Annotated in this window: 19 protein-coding genes; 9 read left to right on the top strand and 10 right to left on the bottom strand. The window is 66.8% G+C overall.

Annotated features, from left to right (window positions below):
• The first annotated feature begins 20 nt into the window (after nt 1-20).
• From SB816_RS04940 to SB816_RS04920, 5 genes are all read left to right on the top strand, one after another.
• Nucleotides 21-239 (top strand): tautomerase family protein, encoded by a 219-nt coding sequence (locus SB816_RS04940; RefSeq protein WP_047991913.1) that lies wholly within the window; start codon nt 21-23, stop codon nt 237-239.
• 333 nt (nt 240-572) lie between these two features.
• Entirely contained in the window at nt 573-2009 is a 1437-nt protein-coding gene (locus SB816_RS04935) for a cytochrome ubiquinol oxidase subunit I (RefSeq protein WP_054500617.1), read from the top strand.
• A 4-nt stretch (nt 2010-2013) separates the two neighbouring features.
• Nucleotides 2014-3021: a cytochrome d ubiquinol oxidase subunit II gene (gene cydB / locus SB816_RS04930; RefSeq protein WP_410546576.1), complete on the top strand. Its 1008-nt coding sequence runs from the start codon at nt 2014-2016 to the stop codon at nt 3019-3021.
• A complete protein-coding gene (locus SB816_RS04925; RefSeq protein ID WP_410546575.1) occupies nt 3021-3161 on the top strand; it encodes a DUF2474 family protein in 141 nt (46 codons plus the stop codon). Before cydB ends, SB816_RS04925 begins: the two co-directional genes overlap by 1 nt.
• Nucleotides 3162-3186: 25 nt before the next feature.
• On the top strand, nt 3187-4596 hold the full coding sequence (locus tag SB816_RS04920) for a PLP-dependent aminotransferase family protein (RefSeq protein ID WP_059272611.1): 1410 nt from the start codon (nt 3187-3189) through the stop codon (nt 4594-4596).
• An 82-nt stretch (nt 4597-4678) separates the two neighbouring features.
• On the opposite strand, the gene SB816_RS04915 is transcribed toward SB816_RS04920, so the two are convergent.
• From SB816_RS04915 to urtA, 7 genes are read right to left on the bottom strand one after another with little or no spacing between them, the layout of a single operon-like run.
• The gene (locus SB816_RS04915) at nt 4679-5011 is read right to left on the bottom strand and encodes a zinc ribbon domain-containing protein (RefSeq protein ID WP_059272612.1); all 333 of its coding nucleotides are present in this window, start codon (nt 5009-5011) and stop codon (nt 4679-4681) included.
• 9 nt (nt 5012-5020) lie between these two features.
• Nucleotides 5021-6250: a formamidase gene (gene fmdA / locus SB816_RS04910; RefSeq protein WP_054500614.1), complete on the bottom strand. Its 1230-nt coding sequence runs from the start codon at nt 6248-6250 to the stop codon at nt 5021-5023.
• Between the two features lie 29 nt (nt 6251-6279).
• Nucleotides 6280-6972, bottom strand: a complete 693-nt coding sequence (urtE, locus tag SB816_RS04905; protein ID WP_064524738.1) for an urea ABC transporter ATP-binding subunit UrtE — start codon at nt 6970-6972, stop codon at nt 6280-6282.
• 14 nt (nt 6973-6986) lie between these two features.
• The gene (urtD, locus tag SB816_RS04900; protein ID WP_064524741.1) at nt 6987-7730 is read right to left on the bottom strand and encodes an urea ABC transporter ATP-binding protein UrtD; all 744 of its coding nucleotides are present in this window, start codon (nt 7728-7730) and stop codon (nt 6987-6989) included.
• Nucleotides 7727-8848, bottom strand: coding sequence for an urea ABC transporter permease subunit UrtC (gene urtC, locus SB816_RS04895; RefSeq protein WP_054500611.1), 1122 nt, complete (start codon nt 8846-8848; stop codon nt 7727-7729). Before urtC ends, urtD begins: the two co-directional genes overlap by 4 nt.
• Before the next feature lie 9 nt (nt 8849-8857).
• The gene (gene urtB / locus SB816_RS04890; RefSeq protein WP_054500610.1) at nt 8858-9775 is read right to left on the bottom strand and encodes an urea ABC transporter permease subunit UrtB; all 918 of its coding nucleotides are present in this window, start codon (nt 9773-9775) and stop codon (nt 8858-8860) included.
• Nucleotides 9776-9829: 54 nt separating this feature from the next.
• The gene (urtA, locus tag SB816_RS04885) at nt 9830-11092 is read right to left on the bottom strand and encodes an urea ABC transporter substrate-binding protein (protein WP_054500609.1); all 1263 of its coding nucleotides are present in this window, start codon (nt 11090-11092) and stop codon (nt 9830-9832) included.
• A gap of 163 nt (nt 11093-11255) precedes the next feature.
• On the opposite strand from urtA, the gene SB816_RS04880 reads away from it, so the two are divergent.
• The 4 genes from SB816_RS04880 to SB816_RS04865 all read left to right on the top strand — a co-directional run bounded on the left by SB816_RS04880 (nt 11256) and on the right by SB816_RS04865 (nt 16955).
• Nucleotides 11256-14681, top strand: a complete 3426-nt coding sequence (locus SB816_RS04880) for an ATP-binding protein (RefSeq protein WP_410546574.1) — start codon at nt 11256-11258, stop codon at nt 14679-14681.
• Entirely contained in the window at nt 14665-15558 is an 894-nt protein-coding gene (locus tag SB816_RS04875; protein ID WP_236749484.1) for a response regulator transcription factor, read from the top strand. Before SB816_RS04880 ends, SB816_RS04875 begins: the two co-directional genes overlap by 17 nt.
• A gap of 147 nt (nt 15559-15705) precedes the next feature.
• Nucleotides 15706-16425 carry a hypothetical protein gene (locus tag SB816_RS04870; protein ID WP_410546573.1) on the top strand — a complete coding sequence of 240 codons (720 nt, stop codon included), beginning with the start codon at nt 15706-15708 and terminating at the stop codon, nt 16423-16425.
• 53 nt (nt 16426-16478) lie between these two features.
• Complete coding sequence (locus tag SB816_RS04865) at nt 16479-16955, top strand: hypothetical protein (protein WP_410546572.1); 477 nt, start codon at nt 16479-16481, stop codon at nt 16953-16955.
• 39 nt (nt 16956-16994) lie between these two features.
• On the opposite strand, the gene SB816_RS04860 is transcribed toward SB816_RS04865, so the two are convergent.
• The 3 genes from SB816_RS04860 to tcuA form a co-directional block, all read right to left on the bottom strand.
• Complete coding sequence (locus SB816_RS04860) at nt 16995-17972, bottom strand: Bug family tripartite tricarboxylate transporter substrate binding protein (RefSeq protein WP_054500605.1); 978 nt, start codon at nt 17970-17972, stop codon at nt 16995-16997.
• A gap of 74 nt (nt 17973-18046) precedes the next feature.
• The gene (gene tcuB, locus SB816_RS04855; protein WP_410546571.1) at nt 18047-19249 is read right to left on the bottom strand and encodes a tricarballylate utilization 4Fe-4S protein TcuB; all 1203 of its coding nucleotides are present in this window, start codon (nt 19247-19249) and stop codon (nt 18047-18049) included.
• Nucleotides 19236-20651 (bottom strand): FAD-dependent tricarballylate dehydrogenase TcuA, encoded by a 1416-nt coding sequence (tcuA, locus tag SB816_RS04850; RefSeq protein ID WP_336234768.1) that lies wholly within the window; start codon nt 20649-20651, stop codon nt 19236-19238. The genes tcuB and tcuA overlap by 14 nt, the downstream gene beginning before the upstream one ends.
• Nucleotides 20652-20669 lie beyond the last annotated feature (18 nt).

Genomic DNA, 20669 nt, shown 5'->3' with positions numbered 1-20669 from the left:
CCAACCGCCAAGGAACAGACATGCCTTACATCAACATCCAGATCACCCGCGAAGGCGCCACGCGCGAGCAGAAAGCCGAACTGATCCGCGGCGCCACCGACCTAGTGGTGCGAGTGCTCGGCAAGGACCCGCAAGCCACGTTTGTCGTCATCGAGGAAGTCGATACCGACAATTGGGGCGTGGCCGGCGAAACCGTCACCGTCTTGCGCCAGCGCCAGCGCGCCACGCGTTCGACATAGACGTCTCCCGCGCCGCAAAGCGGCGAGCGGCTGAACACGAATGCCCTTTGCCCTGCCCCGGCGGCAGGATCAGGCAGCACAGCGGTCCCGCTGTGCTGTTTTTTTTGTAACGGCCGGATCTGGCCCTTTTCATGAAAACGGCCGGTCTTCCCTATGGCGGCGCGCCATTTCCACGTCGACGCCCGCCAAACTGATCCGCTTTTTTCGCCGCCTTCTGAATCTGTACTGCTCAGCAGGGCCGGCCTATCTTGACGCTACAGGCATCAGCCTGTCCGCGCGCGCCGCCCGGTGGCGGCAGGAACGCGCGGGCCTTGAAGTCAGGAATCACCCGCCATGGATAGCGACGCGCTACTGCTTGCCCGAATACAGTTCGGATTCACCATTTCCTTCCACATCATCTTTCCGGCCATCACCATCGGCCTGGCCAGCTACCTGGCCGTGCTCGAAGGCTGCTGGCTGCGCACCCGCAACACCGTCTACCGCGATCTCTACCACTTCTGGACCAAGATCTTCGCCGTCAATTTCGGCATGGGCGTGGTGTCCGGACTGGTGATGGCGTACCAGTTCGGCACCAACTGGAGCTTCTTTTCCGATTTTGCCGGCAGCGTCACCGGGCCCCTGCTGGCCTACGAGGTGCTGACGGCCTTCTTCCTGGAAGCCGGCTTTCTCGGCGTGATGCTGTTCGGCTGGTCGCGCGTGGGCCCGGGGCTGCACTTCTTCTCGACCATCATGGTGGCGCTGGGCACGCTGGTGTCGGCCACCTGGATCCTGGCGTCCAACAGTTGGATGCAGACCCCCGCGGGCTACGAGATCCTGGACGGCCGCGTGGTGCCGACCGACTGGCTGGCGGTGATCTTCAATCCCTCGTTCCCCTACCGGTTGGCGCACATGGGCATCGCGGCGTTCCTGGCCACCGCGCTGATGGTGGGCGCGTCCGGCGCCTGGCATCTGCTGCGCGGCGACCGCAGCCCGGCGGTGAAAAAGATGTTCGCGATGGCGATGGCCATGCTGGCAATCTCGGCGCCGCTGCAGGCGGTGGTGGGCGACTTCCATGGCCTGAACACGCTCAAGCACCAGCCCGCCAAGATCGCCGCGATCGAAGGCCATTGGGAAAACGAGCCGGGCGCGGGCGTGCCGCTGACGCTGTTCGGCATTCCCGACATGGAGCGCGAAGAGACCCGCTACGCGCTCAACGTGCCGCGCCTGGGCAGCCTGATCCTCACGCATAGCTGGGACGGCCAGTTCCCCGGCCTGAAGTCGTATCCGCCCGAAGACCGCCCCAATGCCACCGTGGTGTTCTGGTCGTTCCGCGTGATGGCGGGGCTGGGCATGCTGATGATCCTGCTGGCCGGCTGGGCGCTGTGGGCGCGCTGGCGCGGACGGCTGTACCAGTCGCGCGCGCTGCAGCGTTTCGCGCTGTGGATGGGGCCGTCGGGGCTGGTGGCGATCCTGGCCGGCTGGTACGTGACCGAGATCGGCCGCCAGCCGTGGGTCGTCTATGGCGTGATGCGCACCGCCGACGCCGCCACCCGCCACGGCCTGGGCGAATTGACGCTGACGCTGGCGCTGTTCGTGGTGGTGTACCTGTTCGTGTTCGGCGCCGGCGTGTCGTACATGCTGCGCCTGATCCGCATGGGCCCGACCCCGGCGCCCGGCCACGCGCCGCTGTCCGGCGGCCCGGGCGAACCGCGCCAGCCGTCGCGGCCGCTGTCGGCCGCCTCCACCTCGGCGGACGCCCCGTCCGCGCAACCTGGATTCAAAGGAGCCTGAGGCCATGGGCATCGACCTTGCATTGATATGGGCCGTCATCATCCTGTTCGGCGTGATGATGTACGTGGTGATGGACGGCTTCGACCTGGGCATCGGCATCCTCTTTCCGCTGATCGGCGACGCCGAGGAACGCGACGCCATGGTCAACACCGTCGCCCCCGTGTGGGACGGCAACGAGACCTGGCTGGTGCTGGGCGGCGCGGGACTGCTGGCCGCGTTTCCGCTGGCGTATTCGGTGATCCTGAGCGCGCTGCACCTGCCGCTGGTGTTCATGCTGCTGGGCCTGATCTTCCGCGGCGTGGCGTTCGAGTTCCGCTTCAAGGCCGACCCGCGCCACCGCGCGCTATGGGACCGCGCTTTCGTGCTCGGCTCGCTCTGCGCCACCTTCTTCCAGGGCGTGACGCTGGGCGCCTACATCGAAGGCATCCCGGTGGTCGACCGCGTCTACCAGGGCGGGCCGTGGGACTGGATCAGCCCGTTCTCGCTGTTCACCGGCGCGGGCCTGGTGGTGGCGTATGCGCTGCTGGGCTGCACCTGGCTCATCATGAAGACCGAGGGCCGCCTGCATCGCCACATGTGCGCGCTGGCGCGGCCGCTGACGCTGGCGCTGCTGGCGGTGATCGCCGCGCTCAGCGTGTGGACGCCGCTGGCGCAGTCGCATATCGCCCAGCGCTGGTTCAGCCTGCCCAACATGTTCTGGTTCCTGCCGGTGCCGCTGCTGGTGGCGGCCGCCGGCATCGACCTGATGCGCCGCGTGCGCGGCGCGCCCGCCGCGGGACCGTTCGTGCTGGCGCTGTGCCTGGTGTTCCTGGGCTACAGCGGCCTGGGCATCAGCATCTGGCCGGCCGTGATCCCGCCCGACGTGTCGATCTGGACCGCGGCCGCGCCGCCGCAGAGCCTGGGCTTCGCCCTGGTCGGCGCGCTCGCCATCATTCCGATTATCCTGATGTACACCGCCTGGTCCTATTACGTGTTCCGCGGCAAGGTGCGCACCGGCGAGGCGTTTCACTGATGGACGCGCCGACCTCCCTGCCCCCCTGGCGCAGCCGGCTGCTGTGGCTGCTGTTGATCTGGGCCGGCGGCGTGGCGTCGCTGGGCCTGGCCGCCGGCGCGCTGCGGCTGGTGATGCGCGCCATCGGCATGTCGACCTGAACCGCAGTCCTCCACGGATCCCCCCATGAAGCGCTATGAACGGCTGACCGAAGAAATCACCGCCTCGATCCTGTCGGGCCTGCTGCAGGCGGGCGACCGGCTGCCCTCGGTGCGCCAGACCAGCGCCAGCCGTGGCGTCAGCCCGTCGACGGTGTTCAAGGCCTATTACCTGCTGGAAGCGCGCGGCCTGATCCGCGCGCGCGACCGCTCGGGCTACTACGTGCTGCGCGCCTCGCAGGCCGCGCTGCCCGAGCCCGACGGCCTGTCCAGCGCCGCCGCCGGCCGCCATCCGGTCGATGTCAGCGACAACGTGCTGCAAGTGCTCAACGCCACCCTGCGGCGCGACATGCTGCCGTTCGGCTCGGCCTTTCCCAGCCCGTCGCTGCTGCCCTACGGCCGGCTGGCGCGCTACATGGCGACCACGGTGCAGCAACTGGACCCGTGGGGGTCGATCGACGATCTCAGCCCCGGCGACCCCGCGCTGCGCCGCGCCATCGCGCTGCGTTACCTGGCCGACGGACTGACGGTGCCGGTGGACGACATCATCATCACCAACGGCGCGCTCGACGCGCTCAACCTGTGCCTGAGCGCGGTCACGCGGCCGGGTGACGCGGTGATCGTCGAATCGCCGACGTTCTACGCCGCCCTACAGTCGCTCGAACGCAACCAGTTGCACGCCATCGAGGTGGCCACGCATCCTCGCGAAGGCATCGACCTGCAGGCGCTGGAGCGGGCCATCGTGCAGCACCAGCCGCGCGCCTGCTGGCTGATGACGACCTTCCAGAATCCGCTGGGCAGCCTGATGCCCGAGGCCAAGAAGGAAGCGCTGGTCAGGCTGCTGGCGCGCCACGGCGTGGCGCTGATCGAGGACGACGTCTACGGCGAACTGTACTTCGGCGCCACGCGGCCGCGTCCCGCCAAGGCCTTCGACACCGAGGGCATGGTGATGCACTGCTCGTCGTTCTCCAAGACGCTGGCGCCGGGCTATCGCGTCGGGTGGGTCGCGGCCGGGCGCTACACCCGCGCCATCATGCGCAACAAGCTCACCACCAGCCTGGCCACCGCCGCGCCGACGCAGGCGGCGATTGCCGCCTATCTGGCGCAGGGCGGCTACGACCGCCACCTGCGCCAGTTCCGCCAGACGCTGGCCTTGCAGCAGGGCGAGATGCTGCAGGCGGTGGCGCGCTACTTCCCCAAGGGCACGCGCGCCACGCGGCCGCTGGGCGGCTACTTCACCTGGGTCGAGCTTCCGGCGCGCATCGACACCCTGCGCCTGCACCGCGCCGCGCTCGACCATGGCATCAGCATCGCGCCGGGGCCTTTGTTCTCCAGCTCAGGCGCGTTCGGCAACTTCCTGCGGCTGAACTGCGGCCATCCCTGGAACGAGGCGATGGAGCAAGGCATGGCGACGCTGGGCAAGCTGATGGCGACATGACGGGCGCGCGCGGCTGGCGTTGCGGGCCCATGCCGATGGCCCGCCGCTCCCTTTCGGAACCCGTCACGCCCGCCACCCGCTTTCAGTGACTGATCATCCACGGCCGCGCGCCGGCGAAGGTCTTGCCGCCGTCGGCCGTCTGGCGGGTCCGGCCGGCGGCCTTGGCGCCGGCGCAGCAACCGCAACCCATGCCGTGACCGCCACGGGTGCTGCGCGGCTCGTGGGCGGCGCGTTCGTTGGCGGCACGGGCGCGGTTCATGGCCGAGGACAGCGCCGAGACCGCCGGCGCGCCGCTGACGAAGCGCTCGCAGGCGCCGCCGCATTCGGGGCAAGGCGCGGGGTCGCGCCATTGCGACAAAGGTCTCAGCACGGAGAACTCGCCGCAGTCCTGGCAGCGGTAGTCATAGAGCGGCATGGCGGCTCCTCACAGGTCTTTGGCGATGGGCATGTCCATGCCGCGCGCTATCTGCGGCACGTCGCCCAGCGCGTTGGGCTGGATGTCGATGTCGAAGATCTCGGTGGGCAGCCACAGCGTGGCGCAGGCGTTGGGAATGTCCACCACGCCGCTGATGTGCCCCTGCACCGGCGCCGTGCCCAGGATCGAATACGCCTGCGCCCCCGAGTAACCGAACTTCTTCAGGTATTCGATGGCGTTCAGGCAGGCCTGGCGATAGGCGATGTGCACGTCCAGATAGTGCTGCTTGCCGCCTTCATCGACCGAAATGCCCTCGAAGATCAGGTAGTCCTTGTAGTTGGGCGTGATGGGGCTGGGCTTGAAGATGGGATTGCGGATGCCGTACTTGGCCATGCCGCCCTTGATGAGCGACACCCGCATATGTACCCAGCCGGCCATTTCGATGGCGCCGCAGAAGGTGATCTCGCCATCGCCCTGCGAAAAGTGCAGGTCGCCGACCGACAGGCCGCCGCCCTTGACGTAGACCGGAAAGAACACCCGGGACCCGCGCGACAGGTCCTTGATGTCGCAATTGCCGCCATGCTCGCGCGGCGGCACGGTGCGCGCGCCGGTGGCGGCCGCGCGATCGCGCTCGGCTCCCTTGAGCTTGCCCATGTGCGCCGTCTTGGGCGCCGGCGGATTGGCCAGGGGCGGAACGCGCTCGGGGTCGCTGTCGATCAGCTTCTGCTCGCGCGCATTCCACTTGTCCAGCAGCGCCTGGTCGGGCAGGCAGCCGATCAGGCCCGGATGGATCAGGCCGGCGAAGCGCACGCCCGGGATATGGCGCGAGGTGGTGAACATGCCTTCGAAATCCCAGATCGACTTTTGCGCGGACGGGAAGTGCTCGGTCAGAAAGCCGCCGCCGTTGTTCTTGCTGAAAAAGCCATTGAAGCCCCACAGGCTCTCCGGCTTGGCGCCGATATCGAGCAAGTCCACCACCAGCAGGTCGCCGGGTTCGGCGCCTTCGACGCCGACCGGGCCGGACAGGAAGTGCACCGTGGACAGGTCCACATCGCGCACATCGGAGGCATCGTCATCGTTCTTGATCGCGCCGCCGGTCCAGTCGTAGGTTTCGAGCACGAAGTCATCGCCCGGCCTGACCCACGTCGCCATGGGGATGTCGGGATGCCAGCGATTGTGCACGCCTTCGTTTTCGTAGGGGGATTGGGCCAGGTCGACCTTGATCAGGGTTTCAGGCATGTCATGCTCCTTTGAGATGGACAATGAATTCAGACAGACAGGTATTTGCTGATCGTCTGCTCATCAACGCGCTCGCGCGGGTCTTCGTGCACGAAGCGGCCCTTGTCGATCACGATGAGGCGGTCGGCGATCTGCATGGTGAAACTCAAGACCTGCTCGGACACCACGATGGCCAGGTTGCGCAGCTTGCGGATCTCCAGCAGGCTGCGGGCGATGTCCTTGATGATGGACGGCTGTATGCCCTCGGTGGGCTCGTCCAGCAGCAGCACGCGCGGGTTGGTGACCAGGGCGCGGGCGATGGCAAGCTGCTGTTGCTGGCCGCCCGACAGATCGCCGCCGCGCCGGCCGCGCATTTCGTGCAGCACCGGAAACAGGGCGTAGATGTCTTCCGGGATGGTGTCGCGCAGCGCCCGCCCGCGCATGCCGGTGCGGATGTTCTCCTCCACGGTCAGCGTCGGGAAGATCATGCGGCCCTGCGGCACGTAGGCCACCCCGCTGCGCACGCGCTGATGGCTCTCCAGGCGCTCGAGCGCCTTGCCCTCCAGCGAGATCGAGCCCTGCATGGCGGGCAGCAGGCCCATCATGGTCTTGAATAGCGTGGTCTTGCCCATGCCGTTGCGGCCCATGACGGCGACGATTTCACCGGCCGCCACCGCAAGGTCGACGCCATGGATGACTTTGCTTTGGCCATAGCCTGACACCAGGCCAGCGATATTGAACATGTTGCCTCCCGGCTTCAATGACCCAGATAGACTTCAACCACGCGCGGATCGGACTGCACCTTGTCCATGCTGCCCTCGGCCAGCACACGGCCCTGGTGCAGCACCGTGACCTTGTGCGCGATGTTCTTGACGAATTCCATGTCATGCTCGATCACGATGAGCGATCGGTTGCGGCTGATCCGATTGAGCAGTTCGGCGGTGCGCTCGCGTTCGGACACGCTCATGCCGGCCACCGGTTCGTCCAGCATCATCAGCTCGGGCTCCTGCATCAACAGCATGCCGATCTCCAGCCATTGCTTCTGGCCGTGCGAGAGCAACTCCGCCGAGCGGTCGAGCTGGTCCGCCAGGAAGATCTCTTCGGCCACCTGCTCGACCCGTTCAAGCACCGCCGGACTGCGCCTGAAGGTCAACGCGCCCAGCACGCTGCGCCCGGCCGGGTACGACACTTCCAGGTTTTCGCGCACGGACAGGGTTTCGTAGATGGAGGGGGTCTGGAACTTGCGGCCCACGCCGGCGCGCACGATTTCGTACTCGGCCAGGCCGGTCAGCTCCGTGTCCTTGAAGCGGATCGAGCCGCTGGTGGCCTTGGTGCGGCCGCAGATCAGATCCAGAAGCGTGGTCTTGCCGGCGCCATTGGGGCCGATGACCACGCGCAGCTCTCCCTGGTCGACATACAGGTTGAGGTCATTGACGGCGACAAAGCCATTGAACGAGACGGTCAGGCCTTCGATGTACAGGGCGAACGCTGAGGGGTTCATGCTGCCTCCGTGGCGCCATCCGCCTCGCGCCGTGAGGTCCTGCGCGCCAGGCGTTTCTGGATGTATTGGTTGTACAGGCCGGCCAGCCCGTTGGGGAACGCCATCACGACGGCAATGAACAGCCCGCCCATCAGGAACAGCCAGAGCTGCGGAAAACTCTCGGAGAAATAGCTTTTGCCGAAGTTGACCAGCAGCGTGCCGTAGACCGCGCCCAGCAGGGACAGGCGGCCGCCGACCGCGGCGAAGATGACCATTTCAATGGAAGGCACGATGCCCACGAACGACGGCGACATGAAGCCTACCTGCAAGGTGAACATGGCTCCGCCGATGGCCGAGAAGACGGCGGCCACGCAGAACACAAACACCTTGAAGCTGGCGACGTCATAGCCCGAGAAGCGCACGCGCTCTTCCTTGTCGCGCATCGCCATCAGGAGCTTGCCCAGCTTGGAGGAGAGCAGGTAGCGGCCGAACAGGATGCAGGCAAACAGCAGCGCGCCGTTGATGAAGTACAACGCCAGCCGGGCGCTGTCCGTGCGGATGTCCCAGCCCAGCAGCGTCTTCAGGTCGGTGATGCCGTTGACGCCGCCGGTCCACCCTTGCTGGCCGATGATGAGCACCGAGAGAATCAGGGCCACGGCCTGCGTCACGATGGCGAAGTAGGTGTCGCCCACGCGGCGCTTGAACATCGCCGCGCCCAGGATCAACGCCAGCAGGCAAGGCAACACCGGCACCGCCAACAAGGTGAACCAGAAGCTCTTGAAGGGCACCCAGAACCAGGGAAGCGAGGTTAGCTGGTTCCAGTCCATGAAGTCCGGGATGCCGGGCGTGGACTGGATTTTGGTGGCGTCCGGCGTGGAAGCTTCCAGCTTCAGGAACATGGCCATGCAATAGCCGCCCAGGCCGAAGAACACGCCCTGGCCCAGGCTCAGGATGCCGCCATAGCCCCAGCACAGCACCAGCCCCAGCGCGACAAAGGCATAGGACAGGTATTTGCCGATGAGATTGAGCCGGAAGACGTCCAGGGCCAGCGGAAACACCACGAAAAGCAGCAGCGCCAGGATCGCCAGTCCGGCCAGCCCTTCGCGCCCGCCCACGACATTGCGGAAGAATTTCTGCATGATGCGCCCCTACTTGCGTACCTTGATGCTGAACAGGCCTTGCGGACGCAGCATCAGAATGATCACGATGGCCGACAGGGTCAGCACTTTCGCCATCGAGCCGGTCATGAAGAACTCCGAGATCGATTGCGTCTGCGCGATGACGAAGGCCGATGCGATGGTGCCGAAAAGGCTGGCCGCGCCGCCGAACACCACGGTCAGGAAGGTGTCGACGATGTAGAGCGAGCCGCTGGTGGGCCCGGTGGAGCCGATGGTGGTGAAGGCCGCGCCGGCAATGCCGGCGATACCGCAGCCCAGCGAGAACGTCACGCGGTCCACGCGCTTGGTGTCGATGCCGACCGCGCCGCTCATGGCCCGGTTCTGCACCGTGGCGCGCACATGCAGGCCCCAGGTCGAGCGGAACAGCGCCAGCAGCAGCGCGCCGGTCAGCAGGATGCTGATGGACATGACGAACAGGCCGTTGATGGGGATATCCACGCCGTCCAGCGGTTGCCAGGAGCCCATCAGCCAGTCGGGCAGCGTGGGGCTGACTTCTCGCGGACCGAACAGCGAGCGCAGCGTCTGCTGCAGCACCAGGGACAAGCCCCAGGTCGCCAGCAGCGTGTCCAGCGGCCGGCGGTAGAGATGGCGGATCATCAACCACTCGACCAGCCAGCCCAGGCCGAAGGTCACGGCAAAGGCCAGCAGGATGGCGATGAAGAAATAGGCCGGCATCAGGCCGGGCGCGTATTGCTGCACCAGCTCGGAACAGAGGTAAGTGCAATAGGCGCCCACCGCCAGGAACTCGCCATGGGCCATGTTGATGACGCCCATCTGGCCGAAGATGATCGCCAGGCCCAAGGCCATCAGCAGCAACACGCTGAAGACCGATAGACCGTTGAAGCCCTGCATCAGCAGGATGGCCCCGAGATCGGAGAAGGATTCCATGGATGGCTCCCGGCAGTGGCAAGGGCGCCGCGCGCGGCGCCCGGATCGAGGGGATTACTGATAACCCTTGGGGAAGGGATCGGGCTTGATCAGTTCCGGGGTTTCGAAGATCACGTCGAACTGGCCGTCCTTGCGGATCTGGCCGATGCGGGTCTTGCTCCACAGGTGATGATTGGGATCGATCTTGACGTAGCCTTCGGGCGCTTCCTTGAACTCCAGCCCGGCCGAGGCGGCGACCACCTTGTCGACATCGAAGCTGCCGGCCTTCTCCACCGCCATCTTCCACAGCCAGGGGCCCAGGTAGGCCGCCTGGGTCACGTCGCCGATCACGGCATTGGCGCCGTACCTGGCCTTGAACGCCTCGACGAATTTCTTGTTGTTGGCGTTGTCCAGGCTCTGGAAATACTTCATGCAGGACCAGAAGCCCTCGGCGTTTTCCCCGCCGATGCCCAGCAGTTCATCTTCGGTCACCGAGATGGTCAGGAGTTTTTGCTTGCCGCTGGTGACGCCGGCCGCCTTGAGCTGCTTGTAGAACGACACATTGCTGCCGCCCACCACCACGGCGAAGACGACGTCGGGCTTTTTCAGTTTGATCTTGTTGATCAGCGAACCGAACTGCGTGTGGCCCAGCGGGTAGTATTCCTCGCCCACCACTTCGCCCTTGAGCACGTTCTCGATATGCTTGCGGGCGATCTTGTTGGAGGTGCGCGGCCAGATGTAGTCGGAGCCGATCAGGTAGAAGGAGCGCGCCTTCTTCTCGCGCGCCAGCCAGTCCAGGCTGGACAGGATCTGCTGCGTGGCCTCCTGGCCGGTGTAGAAGACGTTCTTGGACTGCTCCAGGCCTTCATAGAAGGTCGGATAGTAGAGCAGGCCGTTTTCCTTCTCGAACACCGGCAGCACCGCCTTGCGCGAGGCCGAAGTCCAGCAGCCGAACACGGTGGCGACCTTGTCGCTGACCAGCAGTTTTCGCGCCTTCTCGGCAAAGGTCGGCCAGTCGGAGGCGCCGTCTTCCTGGATGATCTTGATCTTGCGGCCCAGAATGCCGCCCATGGCATTGATCTGCTCGATGGCCAGGCGCTCGGATTGAATCGACCCCGTTTCGCTGATGGCCATGGTGCCGGTCGCCGAGTGCAACTGGCCCACCGTGACTTCGGTGTCGGTAATGGCCAGGCCGGTGCTGTTGATGGCCGAGGTGGCCGGGGCGGCCGCGCGCGACAGGGCCGGTATGCCCAACAACGGCAGGGAGGCGAAAGCCAGGGCCAGGCGCCGGCGCGAGGGCAGTTCCGGCGCGGTGTCAAAAGGGGGTTTGCCAGACATCGATGACTCCTCAATGGATCACGACCAGGGAAACCGAGCATGCGCGGCGCATGCCGCGGCCCGGCGGGTGAAGGCATACTAGGAGCCCATGACGCAGCGCAACATACGTTGATTGACGTACAGGCAGGCCCGCCCCCGGGCGTTACAACGGCAACTACGTTCAATGACGTATCCCCTACCCCACCCGGAGCCCGACTTGTCCGCCAGCGCGCCCCAACGCATCGTCAAGATCCGCCGTGACTACAACACCTGGGTCGCCAATGAGACGCTGGAAGACTATGCCCTGCGTTTCACGCCGGTGTCGTTTCGCAAATGGTCGGAATTCCGCGTCGCCAATACCGCCCTGGGCGCGGTGTCCTTCCTGGCGCTGGAAGCCATCGGCGGCGCGCTGGCGCTGAACTATGGGTTCATCAATGCCTTCTGGGCCATCATCGCCGTGGCCCTGGTCACCTTTCTGACCGGCCTGCCGATCGCCTATTACGCGGCGCGCCATGGCCTGGACATGGACCTGCTGACGCGGGGGGCCGGCTTCGGCTATATCGGCTCGACCATCACCTCGCTGATCTACGCCTCATTCACCTTCATCTTCTTTGCGCTGGAGGCGGCCATCATGGCGCTGGCCATCGAGCTGGCCACCGGCCTGCCGCTGTCCATCGGCTACCTCCTGTGCGCCGTGGTCATCCTGCCCATGGTGGCCTATGGCATCACCTTCATCAGCCGGTTGCAGTCATGGACTCAGCCGATATGGCTGGTGCTGCTGCTCCTGCCCTATGCCTTCGTCGCCTTCCGCGACCCGGGCACGTTGCAGGATTTCCTGCGGTTCCCGGGCCATGACGGCCGGGGCGGCGGTTTCAATCTGCTGATGTTCGGCTCGGCGGTGGCGGTGGCCGCTTCGCTGGTGACGCAGATCGGCGAACAGGTCGACTTCCTGCGCTTTCTGCCCGAACGCACGGCGGCCAATCGCCGGCGCTGGTGGCTCGCCCTGGTCTGCGCGGGCCCGGGCTGGATCCTGCCGGGCGCGGCCAAGATTCTGGGCGGCGCCTTCCTGGCCTGGCTGGCGCTGTCCCGGGGCGCGCCAGCCGACAAGGCCGGCGACCCGACCCACATGTATCTGGCGGCCTACACCTATGTCGTCAGCGATCCCGGCCTGGCGCTGGCGCTGGTCACCGCTTTTGTGGTGGTCTCGCAGGTCAAGATCAATGTGACCAATGCCTATGCCGGCTCGCTGGCCTGGTCCAACTTCTTTGCCCGCATCACGCACAGCCATCCGGGCCGGGTGGTGTGGCTGGTGTTCAACGTGCTGATCGCCGTGGTCCTGATGGAGATGGGCGTGTTTGGCGCGCTGGAGCATGTGCTGGCGGTGTTCTCGCACGTTGCGCTGGCCTGGATCGGCGCGCTGGTGGCCGACCTGGTGATCAACAAGCCCCTGGGACTGTCGCCGAAGCGGATCGAGTTCCGCCGCGCCTATTTGTACGACATCAATCCGGTCGGCGTGGGCAGCATGCTGATCGCCATGACGCTGGGCCTGCTGGCTTTCGCCGGCGTGTTCCCCGGCACGGCGGGCGCGCTGGCGCAGGCATTGTCGCCTTTTGTGGCGTTGCTGGCGGCGTTCGTCTGCGCGCCTGTCATCGCCTGGCGCACGCGGGGACGCTACAACCTGGCGCGCAAGCCGGTCGACGTGGCGGGTTCGGATCATGTCTGCGTGATCTGCGCCAACCGTTTTGAACAGCCCGACATGGCGCACTGCCCGGCCTACAACGGGCCCATCTGTTCCTTGTGCTGCACGCTGGATGCCCGCTGCCAGGATCGCTGCAAGCAGCAGGGACGGCTGAAGGACCAGGTGCAGGCGGTCCTGGGCCGACTGTTGCCGGCGCGGGTCACGCCGCTGCTGCATAGCCGCCTGGGCCACTACCTCTTGATCGTGGCGGGGATGGGGACGCTGCTGGCGGGCATCCTGGGCCTGATCTACTACCAGGAGTACGCCAGTCACATGCGGGCCGGCCTGGACCCCTCGGGCTTGCGGCCCACCTTCTTAAAACTCTACGCCGCGTTGTTGCTGATCGGCGGCGTGTTGGCCTGGTGGCTGGTGCTGGCCCACGAAAGCCGGCGCGTGGCGCAAGAGGAATCGGATCGCCAGACGCATTTGCTGCTGCGCGAGATCGAGGCGCACAAACAGACCGACGCGCAGTTGCAGCAGGCCAAGGAAGCGGCTGAAAGCGCCAATCTGGCCAAGAGCCGCTTCATGGGCGGCCTGAGCCATGAGTTGCGCGCGCCGCTGAACAGCATGATGGGCTATGCGCAGATTCTGCAGCGCGACCCGGGCTTGCCGCCCGCGCGGCGCGAGGCCATCGACGTGATTCATCGCAGCGGCAAGCATTTGATCGGCCTGATCGATGGCCTGCTGGACATCGCGCGCATCGAGGCGGGCAGGCTGCGGCTGGAGAACAGCGAACTGCGCCTGCCGGAGTTTCTGGAGCAGATCGTGCAGATGTTCCGGCCGCAGAGCGCCCTCAAAGGGCTGGCCTTCCGCTATGAGGCGACGGAATTGCCTTCCATCGTGCATATCGACGAGAAGCGGCTGCGGCAGATCCTGATCAACCTGCTGAGCAACGCGCTGAAATTCACCTCGGCCGGGCAGGTGTCGATGCGCGTGAAGTCTGCCGCGGACATGGTGCTGTTCGAAGTGCAGGACAGCGGCCGAGGCATACCGGCCGAGGATCTGGAACGCATCTTTCTGCCCTTCGAGCGCAGTTGGGCGGCGGCTGAAGAGGCGGAATCCGGCACGGGCCTGGGCCTGACCATCTGCCGCATGCTGACCGGCATCATGGGCGGCGAGCTGACGGTGCGCAGCGCCGTCGGCCGCGGCAGTGTGTTCACGCTCAAGCTGTTTCTGCCGGAAGTGCGCTCGCCCCGCAGCGACGCCCGGCCGTCGGGACTGGTGGTGGGTTATCGCGGCGAGCGGCTGCGGATCCTGACGGTGGACGACCAGCCGTCACAGCGGCGGCTGGTGCGCGACCTGCTCGAGCCCCTGGGCTTCGAGGTGCACGAAGCGCCGCATGGCGCGGCCTGCCTGGCCTGCGTGCATACGCTGCGGCCGGCCCTGATATTGATGGACGTCTCGATGCCGGAGATGACCGGATGGGAAGCGCTGCGGCGCTTGCGGGATGAAGGCGTGGCCGTGCCGATTGTGATGCTGTCGGCCAATATCCTGGGGCTGGATCCGAAAGATCCGACGCAGAGCGGGCATGACGCGTTCATTGCCAAGCCCGTGATATACGAGGACCTGCTGAGCCAGTTGGGCCGTCTGCTCAAGCTGGACTGGCAGGTGGCGCAGGTGGAAGCGGCCCTGCCGGCAGGGGATCTGCACCGGGTGGCGCTGGAGCGCGAGGATGCCGAAGCGCTGCTGGAGCTGGGGGCCATGGGCTACATCAAGGGCATACAGGCGAAGCTGGAAGAAATACAGGGCCGCCGGGCCGAAGCGCGGGATTTGACGGCGCATCTGCGGATGCTGGCCGGCGAATTTCAACTGAGCGAATTCAATCAAGTGCTTAAACACCATGTACAGCGTCACCATGCCCACGCCCGATAAGAACCTCGTCATGCTGGTCGATGACGCCCCGGACAATCTGAAAATGCTCTCCACCGCATTGGATGAAGCGGGGTATCAGGTGCTGGTGGCAACCGACGGCCAGTCGGCCATAGAACGGGTGGATTTCGTGGTGCCGGACATCGTGCTGCTCGATGCGGTGATGCCGGGAATGGATGGGTTCGAGACCTGCGCGCGCCTGAAAGCGCATCCGGCGGCCGGAGAAGTGCCGGTGGTGTTCATGACGGGCCTGACCGAGCCCGAGCACGTGTTGAAGGGGTTTCGGGTGGGCGGCGTGGATTACGTGACCAAGCCGCTGGATCCGGATGTGGTGGTGGCCAGGCTGCAGACGCATTTGCGCAATGCGCGCAGCCTGTCGGCGGCCTTTGACGCGATCGATGCGGCGGCGCGAGCGGTGGTGGCGCTGGACGCTCGCGGGCTGCCGATCTGGAAGACCGGCAAGGCGCGGCTCTGGCTGGCGGCGTATTTCGGTTGCGCCGAGGATGCGACGGAGCTGCCGGCGCCCTTGGCGGATTGGGTGGCGGGCAATCTGGCGGCCGGGCCGGCAGCTGAACCCCTGGTGATCACCCGCGCGGGGGGACGCCTGACCCTGAGTCTGTCGGCATCGCGCCGTAGCGGCGAGACCTTGCTGCTATTGCAGGAGACGGCGCCGTTGGCCGCGGCCTACGGCCTGACGCCGCGCGAGGCCGATGTGCTGCGCTGGTTGGCCAAGGGCAAGACCAATCGGGATATCGCCGAGATCCTGGGCATGGCGCCACGGACGGTGAACAAACACCTGGAACACCTCTACGTCAAGCTTGGCGTGGAAACGCGCGCGGCGGCGGCGGCGCTGGCGGTGCGGCGGGGCGAGTTCTTTTGAACCGCTCCGCGCCTGGGCCGGGCAAGCCGGTGGCGACATGAAATACGCGATATTGATACAGATGGAAACCCCGGCCCGCCGGACATCGCCTTAGAGTGCCAAGCCTTCAAAGTTCAGGACGGTGCCGCGTCGCGGCCCGCTGCTCGCATGACGGCTTCCTTTCCTCGCATCCTGCCGCGCTACGCGCTTGGCTGCTACCTCGGCGCGGCTGCGCTGCTCTACCTGTTCGCCGCGCAACTGCTGGCCACCGTCGACATCTGGCTGCTGCCGCGCCGGCTGCTGGTCGAGATGCTGCGTTATCGCGCCATGTGGCTGATCTTCTTCCTGACCCTGCCGACCGTGGGCTACCTGTTGTGGCGCGGCTCGGACCTGGTCGCCTGGTGGCGCGCGCCCGCCACGCTGACGCTGGATGAGCGGGCGCTGCATCTGGGCGCGCTCACGGTGCCCTACGGCGACGTCGCTTCGATGCGCCATCGGCACAACCGCGATCACCTGCTGTTGACGCTGGGCAATGGCCGGCGCGTGCGGCTGCGGCTGGCGATCTGGGACCATGCCGACGCATTGCTCGACCTGCTGGACGCGCGCGTGGGCGGCCATCTCGAAGCCGACGTCCGGCGCCGCATCGATGCCGGCGCCACCGTCTCCTTCGGCGCGCTGGGCATGAACGCGGCCGGCCTGGTCCACAAGGGCCGGCCGATCCCGTGGGCCAGCATCGACACCATCCGCACGCAATCCGACAGCGAAGGCATGGAGACCGACGAGACGCTGATCATCGTCGCGCGCGGCAAGACCCACAAGGTCGACCGCTCCAGCATCGACAACGAGCCGGTGCTGCTGGCCTGCCTGCGGCATTACCTGCCCGCCTGATTCCAACGCCCGCCCGCATGGCGGCCATTCACCCTTAGCCCTTCAACCCAGACATGGAAATCTACAGCTCCGCCTCGCACCAAGCCCAGACCCTGGCCGATCGCCCGGTCTACCACTCGCGCAACCGCCTCATCGCTGGCGCCGTCATCTGGACAGTGGCCGCGGTGGCATTCGGCGCGCTGGCCGCGCGCGCCCGCGGCAATCTGGGCGGCATGGCGTTCTTCGCCGCCATCGCGGCCATCGGCGTGTGGCTGGTGATCCGCTGCCTGATGCGCGCGTTCGGCGCCCCCAAACCCGTCATCACCTTCACCCGCCAAGGCCTGCGCGTGACGGACGGCACGCTCATCCCGTGGCGCGCCATCAACGAGAACACCTACGTCAACCAGACCTACGTCGGCATTCCGATCGGCCGCCAGATCCAGCTTAAGACCTCGCTGCCGGATCGCAAGCGCGTGCTGATCCCGGCCATGGCGCTGGCGATCAGCGGCGACGAATACCTGGCCCTGTGCGACGCCTACCAGGCGGGTTGAAGCCTCACCGCTGAGGCGGGACGCCGCCGCGCAACGCGCTCAGTTCGCGGTGGCGCCGGAATCCTTCACGGCCTGCGCCCAGGCCGCGATCTCCCGGTCGATGAACGCGCCGAATGCGGCCGTATGCAGGGTCGATGCCTGCGCCCCCTCTTCCATCAGGCGCTGCCGGACCGTCGGCGCGGCCAAGGCCCCGCCCAAGGCTTCGTTCAAGCGCGCCACGACCGCGTCCGGCGTGCCCGCCGGCGCCACCACGCCGTGCCACGACAGCGCCTGGAACCCCGCCAGGCCCGACTCCGCCATGGTCGGAATCTCGGGCAATGCCGGCGAGCGCTGCGGCGAGGTCACCGCCAGCGCGCGCAGCGTGCCCGCCTTGACGTGCGGCAGCACGCCAGGAATGGTTGTGAACATGAAGTCGATCTGACCGCCGATCAGGTCAGTGATGGCCGGACTGCCGCCCTTGTACGGCACATGCGTGAACTGCAGGCCGGCGGCCCGTTTGAACATCTCGCCGGCCAGGTGGCCCGGCGTCCCCGCCCCGGCAGAACCCATGTTGCTGCGATCGCCCTGCGCCTTGACGTAGGCGATCAGGTCGGACACGGTCGCGGCCTTCACGTTGGGACCGACCACCAGCACGTTGGGCACGGTGGCCAGCAGCGTGACCGGCGCGAAGTCCTTGACCGCGTCATACGAGATGCGCGAATACAGCGACGGGTTGATGCCGTGCGTGCTGGCGGTCGCCAGCAGCAGCGTATAGCCGTCGGGCGCGGCCGATGCCACCTGCTTGGCGGCGATGGTGCCGTTGGCGCCGCCCTTGTTGTCGATCACGATGGTCTGCCCCAGCGTCTTCGCCGCCTCGGCCGCCACCGTGCGCGCCAGGATGTCGGAGGTGCCGCCGGCCGAATGCGGCACGACCAGCGTGATGGGCTTGGCGGGAAAGGTCTGCGCGTGCGCGGCCGGCAGCGCCGGCAGCAGACAGGCGGCGGCGAATGCCGCGCGGGCAAGGCGATGAGGGATCATGCAAGTCTCCTGGGGAATATTGGGATCGCGGCGTCTTCGAGGACGCCGTCATGCGCGGGCGGCCCGCCCGCGGCTCAATCGGCGCCCAACTGCAACTTGTCGGGCTGCCGCTTCTCGATCGACCACTTCAACAGCGCGGCCGAGCGATAGATGCCATGGGCGAACTTGCCGTAGGGCAAGGTCAGGAACAGCGCCATCACAACGCCCAGGTGCACTGCCAGCAGCAGGGCCATGGCGCCGGTATCACGGCCGGCCAGCAGCGCCAGGCCGGTGGCGCTGGTCAGCAGCAGCAAGGCGATGAAACCCCGGTCCATCGGCTTCTGCGCCGCGTCGCCCTGCAGCGGATGGCGCTTCAGGTTCAGCCACAGCAGCCCCGCCGGCCCGATCAACAGGCCAATGCCGCCCGCCGTGCCCAGCAGCACCGGCGCGCTCCAGAACGGATAAGGCGCCTGCTGCCCCAGCAGGTAGTGATACAGCGTGGCCACGCAGGTCGCGGCAAAGCACAGCATGAAGCCGTAGAACGTGAAATGGTGGAAGCGCCGGCGCCGCAGGGTGAAGGCATCGTCGGCGTTGTTGCAGCCCTTGCCATGGCCGCCGTCCAGGTAGCGCAGGCGCAGCGCATCGTGCGCGGCCTCGGCCACCGCCGCGCCGCTGGCCGCGCCCGGGCTGACGTCGCGCCAGAAGCGCGCCGCGCCGATGCCCAACGCCAGCATGGCGAAGCCGAACACCGCGCCGAACATCAGCGCCAGCGTGTTGTGCGGGAACACCGCATAGAAATTGCCCGCCATGGGCGCGTGGAACAGCCCGCCCGTCAGCATCACCGTCAATGCCAGAAACAATGCCAGTCCCGCCGCCGTGGCCAGCGACAGCGCCAGCCCGTTGCGCCGGTACAGTTTGCCCAGCACGGCCGGAAACGCGTACTCGGTGTAGGTCTGCAGCCGCACCTTGGCCATGGCCTGCGGCACGTTCACCGCGAACTCGTGCGGCGGCGCGTACTGACAGGCGTGCAGACAGGCGCCGCAGTTGTGACACAGGTTGGCCAGGTAGTTCAGATCGGCCTTGCCGAATTCCAGGCGCCGGGTCATGGCCGGGAAGACGGCGCAAAAGCCTTCGCAATAGCGGCAGGCATTGCAGATCTGCATGACGCGCGCCACTTCGGCTTCGTCGGTGCTGAGCGCGGCGCCACGGCCATGCCAGCGCACCGGCTGTTCGACCATCGCCGGCGCGGCCTGCGGGAACGATTGGGCCTCGCGGGCCAGGGTTTCAAGCTGCCGCATGCTGTGCTCCTGCGTGATGCGATTGGCGCGCGGCGGCCGCGGCGCGCGTGCCGGCAATCCGGCCGAACGCGGTGCCGATGGACATGCCGACGCCCGCCGTGTAGCCCTTGCCCAGCACGTTGCCCGCCATCATCTCGCCGGCCACGAACAGGTTGTCGCTGGGAACGCCGTTGAAGCGGACCGCGGCGGTCTCGTCCACCTTCAGGCCCAGATAGGTGAAGGTGATGCCGGGCCGCAGCGCGTAGCCGTAGAACGGCGCGGTGTCGATGGGCCGGGCCCAGTGGGTCTTGGCGGGCGCCAGGCCCTCCGTGCGGCAGTCGTCCAGTGTCGTATGGTCGAAGGTGCCGGTCCTACAGGCCTGGTTGTATGCGCGGATGGTGTGCTCGAACGCCACCGGGTCCAGTCCCAGTCGCCGCCCCAGTTCCGCCACGGAATCGGCGGTGACGCCGGGAAACACCGGCGGCATGAAACGGCCCACGGCCTTGGCGTCGATGATGGAGTAGGCGATCTGCCCCGGCTGCATGGCCGTCAGGCGGCCCCAGATGGCGTAGCGCTTGGGCCAGAAATCCTCGCCCTCGTCGTAGAAGCGTTGCGCGTCGCGGTTGACCACCACGCCCAGCGAGACGCAGTCGATGCGGGTGCAGATGCCGCCGTCGTACAGCGGCGCGCGCGCGTCGATGGCCACGCAATGCGACTGCGACGGATCGCCGATGCGGTCGGCGCCGGCGTCCAGCATGAACTTGAGCAGCACGCCCTGGTTGTAGCGGGTGCCGCGGATGAGGAAATTGTCGGCCGGCCATTCGCCGCGCTCGTTGCGGCCCCAGGCCTCGCGCAGCCAGTCGCGGTTGGACTCGAAGCCGCCCGCCGCCAGCACGCAGGCGCGCGCCTCGATGCGCTCGGCGCCGATGCGGGCGGCCTTGAAGCGGCCGTCCTGCAGTTCCAGCGCGTCCACCGGCGCGTCGTAGCGGATGCGCACGCCCAGGGCCTCGGCGCTGCGGTAATAGGCATTGACCAGCGCCTTGCCGCCGCCCATGAAGAAGGCATTGGTGCGGGCCACGTGCAGCGCGCCCGACAGCGGCGGCTGGAAATTGACGCCATGGCGCCGCATCCAGTCGCGACAGGTGGCGGATTCGCGGATCACCAGCCGCGCCAGTTTCTCGTCGGTCTGGCCGCCGGTGACCTTGAGCAGGTCCTGCCAGTATTCCTCTTCCGGATAGGCGTCCACCAGCACGTCCTGCGGCGCGTCGTGCATGCAGCGCAGGTTGCGCGTGTGCTGCGAATTGCCGCCGCGCCATTCGCGCGGCGCGGCCTCCAGCAGCAACACGCTGGCGCCCGCCTCGCGCGCCATCAGGGCCGCGCACAGCGCCGCGTTGCCTCCGCCTATCACCAATACATCGACCATGTCATCGTTCCCGGATCA

It is taken from the genome of Achromobacter sp. SIMBA_011, assembly GCF_046535435.1.
Classification (GTDB): Bacteria; Pseudomonadota; Gammaproteobacteria; order Burkholderiales; family Burkholderiaceae_B; genus Achromobacter; species Achromobacter dolens.
This window is presented reverse-complemented; position numbering and strand designations above follow the sequence as displayed.

Excerpts from the sequence above, each read along its gene's own strand:
- SB816_RS04870 (WP_410546573.1), top strand. The coding sequence starts at position 15,706 with ATGACGGCTTCCTTTCCTCGCATCCTGCCGCGCTACGCGCTTGGCTGC.
- SB816_RS04865 (WP_410546572.1), top strand. The coding sequence starts at position 16,479 with ATGGAAATCTACAGCTCCGCCTCGCACCAAGCCCAGACCCTGGCCGAT.
- fmdA (WP_054500614.1), bottom strand. The coding sequence starts at position 6,250 with ATGCCTGAAACCCTGATCAAGGTCGACCTGGCCCAATCCCCCTACGAA.
- SB816_RS04925 (WP_410546575.1), top strand. The coding sequence starts at position 3,021 with ATGGACGCGCCGACCTCCCTGCCCCCCTGGCGCAGCCGGCTGCTGTGG.
- SB816_RS04935 (WP_054500617.1), top strand. The coding sequence starts at position 573 with ATGGATAGCGACGCGCTACTGCTTGCCCGAATACAGTTCGGATTCACC.
- tcuB (WP_410546571.1), bottom strand. The coding sequence starts at position 19,249 with ATGCGGCAGCTTGAAACCCTGGCCCGCGAGGCCCAATCGTTCCCGCAG.
- SB816_RS04875 (WP_236749484.1), top strand. The coding sequence starts at position 14,665 with ATGCCCACGCCCGATAAGAACCTCGTCATGCTGGTCGATGACGCCCCG.
- SB816_RS04920 (WP_059272611.1), top strand. The coding sequence starts at position 3,187 with ATGAAGCGCTATGAACGGCTGACCGAAGAAATCACCGCCTCGATCCTG.
- urtE (WP_064524738.1), bottom strand. The coding sequence starts at position 6,972 with ATGTTCAATATCGCTGGCCTGGTGTCAGGCTATGGCCAAAGCAAAGTC.
- urtA (WP_054500609.1), bottom strand. The coding sequence starts at position 11,092 with ATGTCTGGCAAACCCCCTTTTGACACCGCGCCGGAACTGCCCTCGCGC.
- cydB (WP_410546576.1), top strand. The coding sequence starts at position 2,014 with ATGGGCATCGACCTTGCATTGATATGGGCCGTCATCATCCTGTTCGGC.
- SB816_RS04880 (WP_410546574.1), top strand. The coding sequence starts at position 11,256 with ATGACGTATCCCCTACCCCACCCGGAGCCCGACTTGTCCGCCAGCGCG.
- SB816_RS04940 (WP_047991913.1), top strand. The coding sequence starts at position 21 with ATGCCTTACATCAACATCCAGATCACCCGCGAAGGCGCCACGCGCGAG.
- urtD (WP_064524741.1), bottom strand. The coding sequence starts at position 7,730 with ATGAACCCCTCAGCGTTCGCCCTGTACATCGAAGGCCTGACCGTCTCG.
- urtB (WP_054500610.1), bottom strand. The coding sequence starts at position 9,775 with ATGGAATCCTTCTCCGATCTCGGGGCCATCCTGCTGATGCAGGGCTTC.
- urtC (WP_054500611.1), bottom strand. The coding sequence starts at position 8,848 with ATGCAGAAATTCTTCCGCAATGTCGTGGGCGGGCGCGAAGGGCTGGCC.
- SB816_RS04915 (WP_059272612.1), bottom strand. The coding sequence starts at position 5,011 with ATGCCGCTCTATGACTACCGCTGCCAGGACTGCGGCGAGTTCTCCGTG.
- SB816_RS04860 (WP_054500605.1), bottom strand. The coding sequence starts at position 17,972 with ATGATCCCTCATCGCCTTGCCCGCGCGGCATTCGCCGCCGCCTGTCTG.
- tcuA (WP_336234768.1), bottom strand. The coding sequence starts at position 20,651 with ATGGTCGATGTATTGGTGATAGGCGGAGGCAACGCGGCGCTGTGCGCG.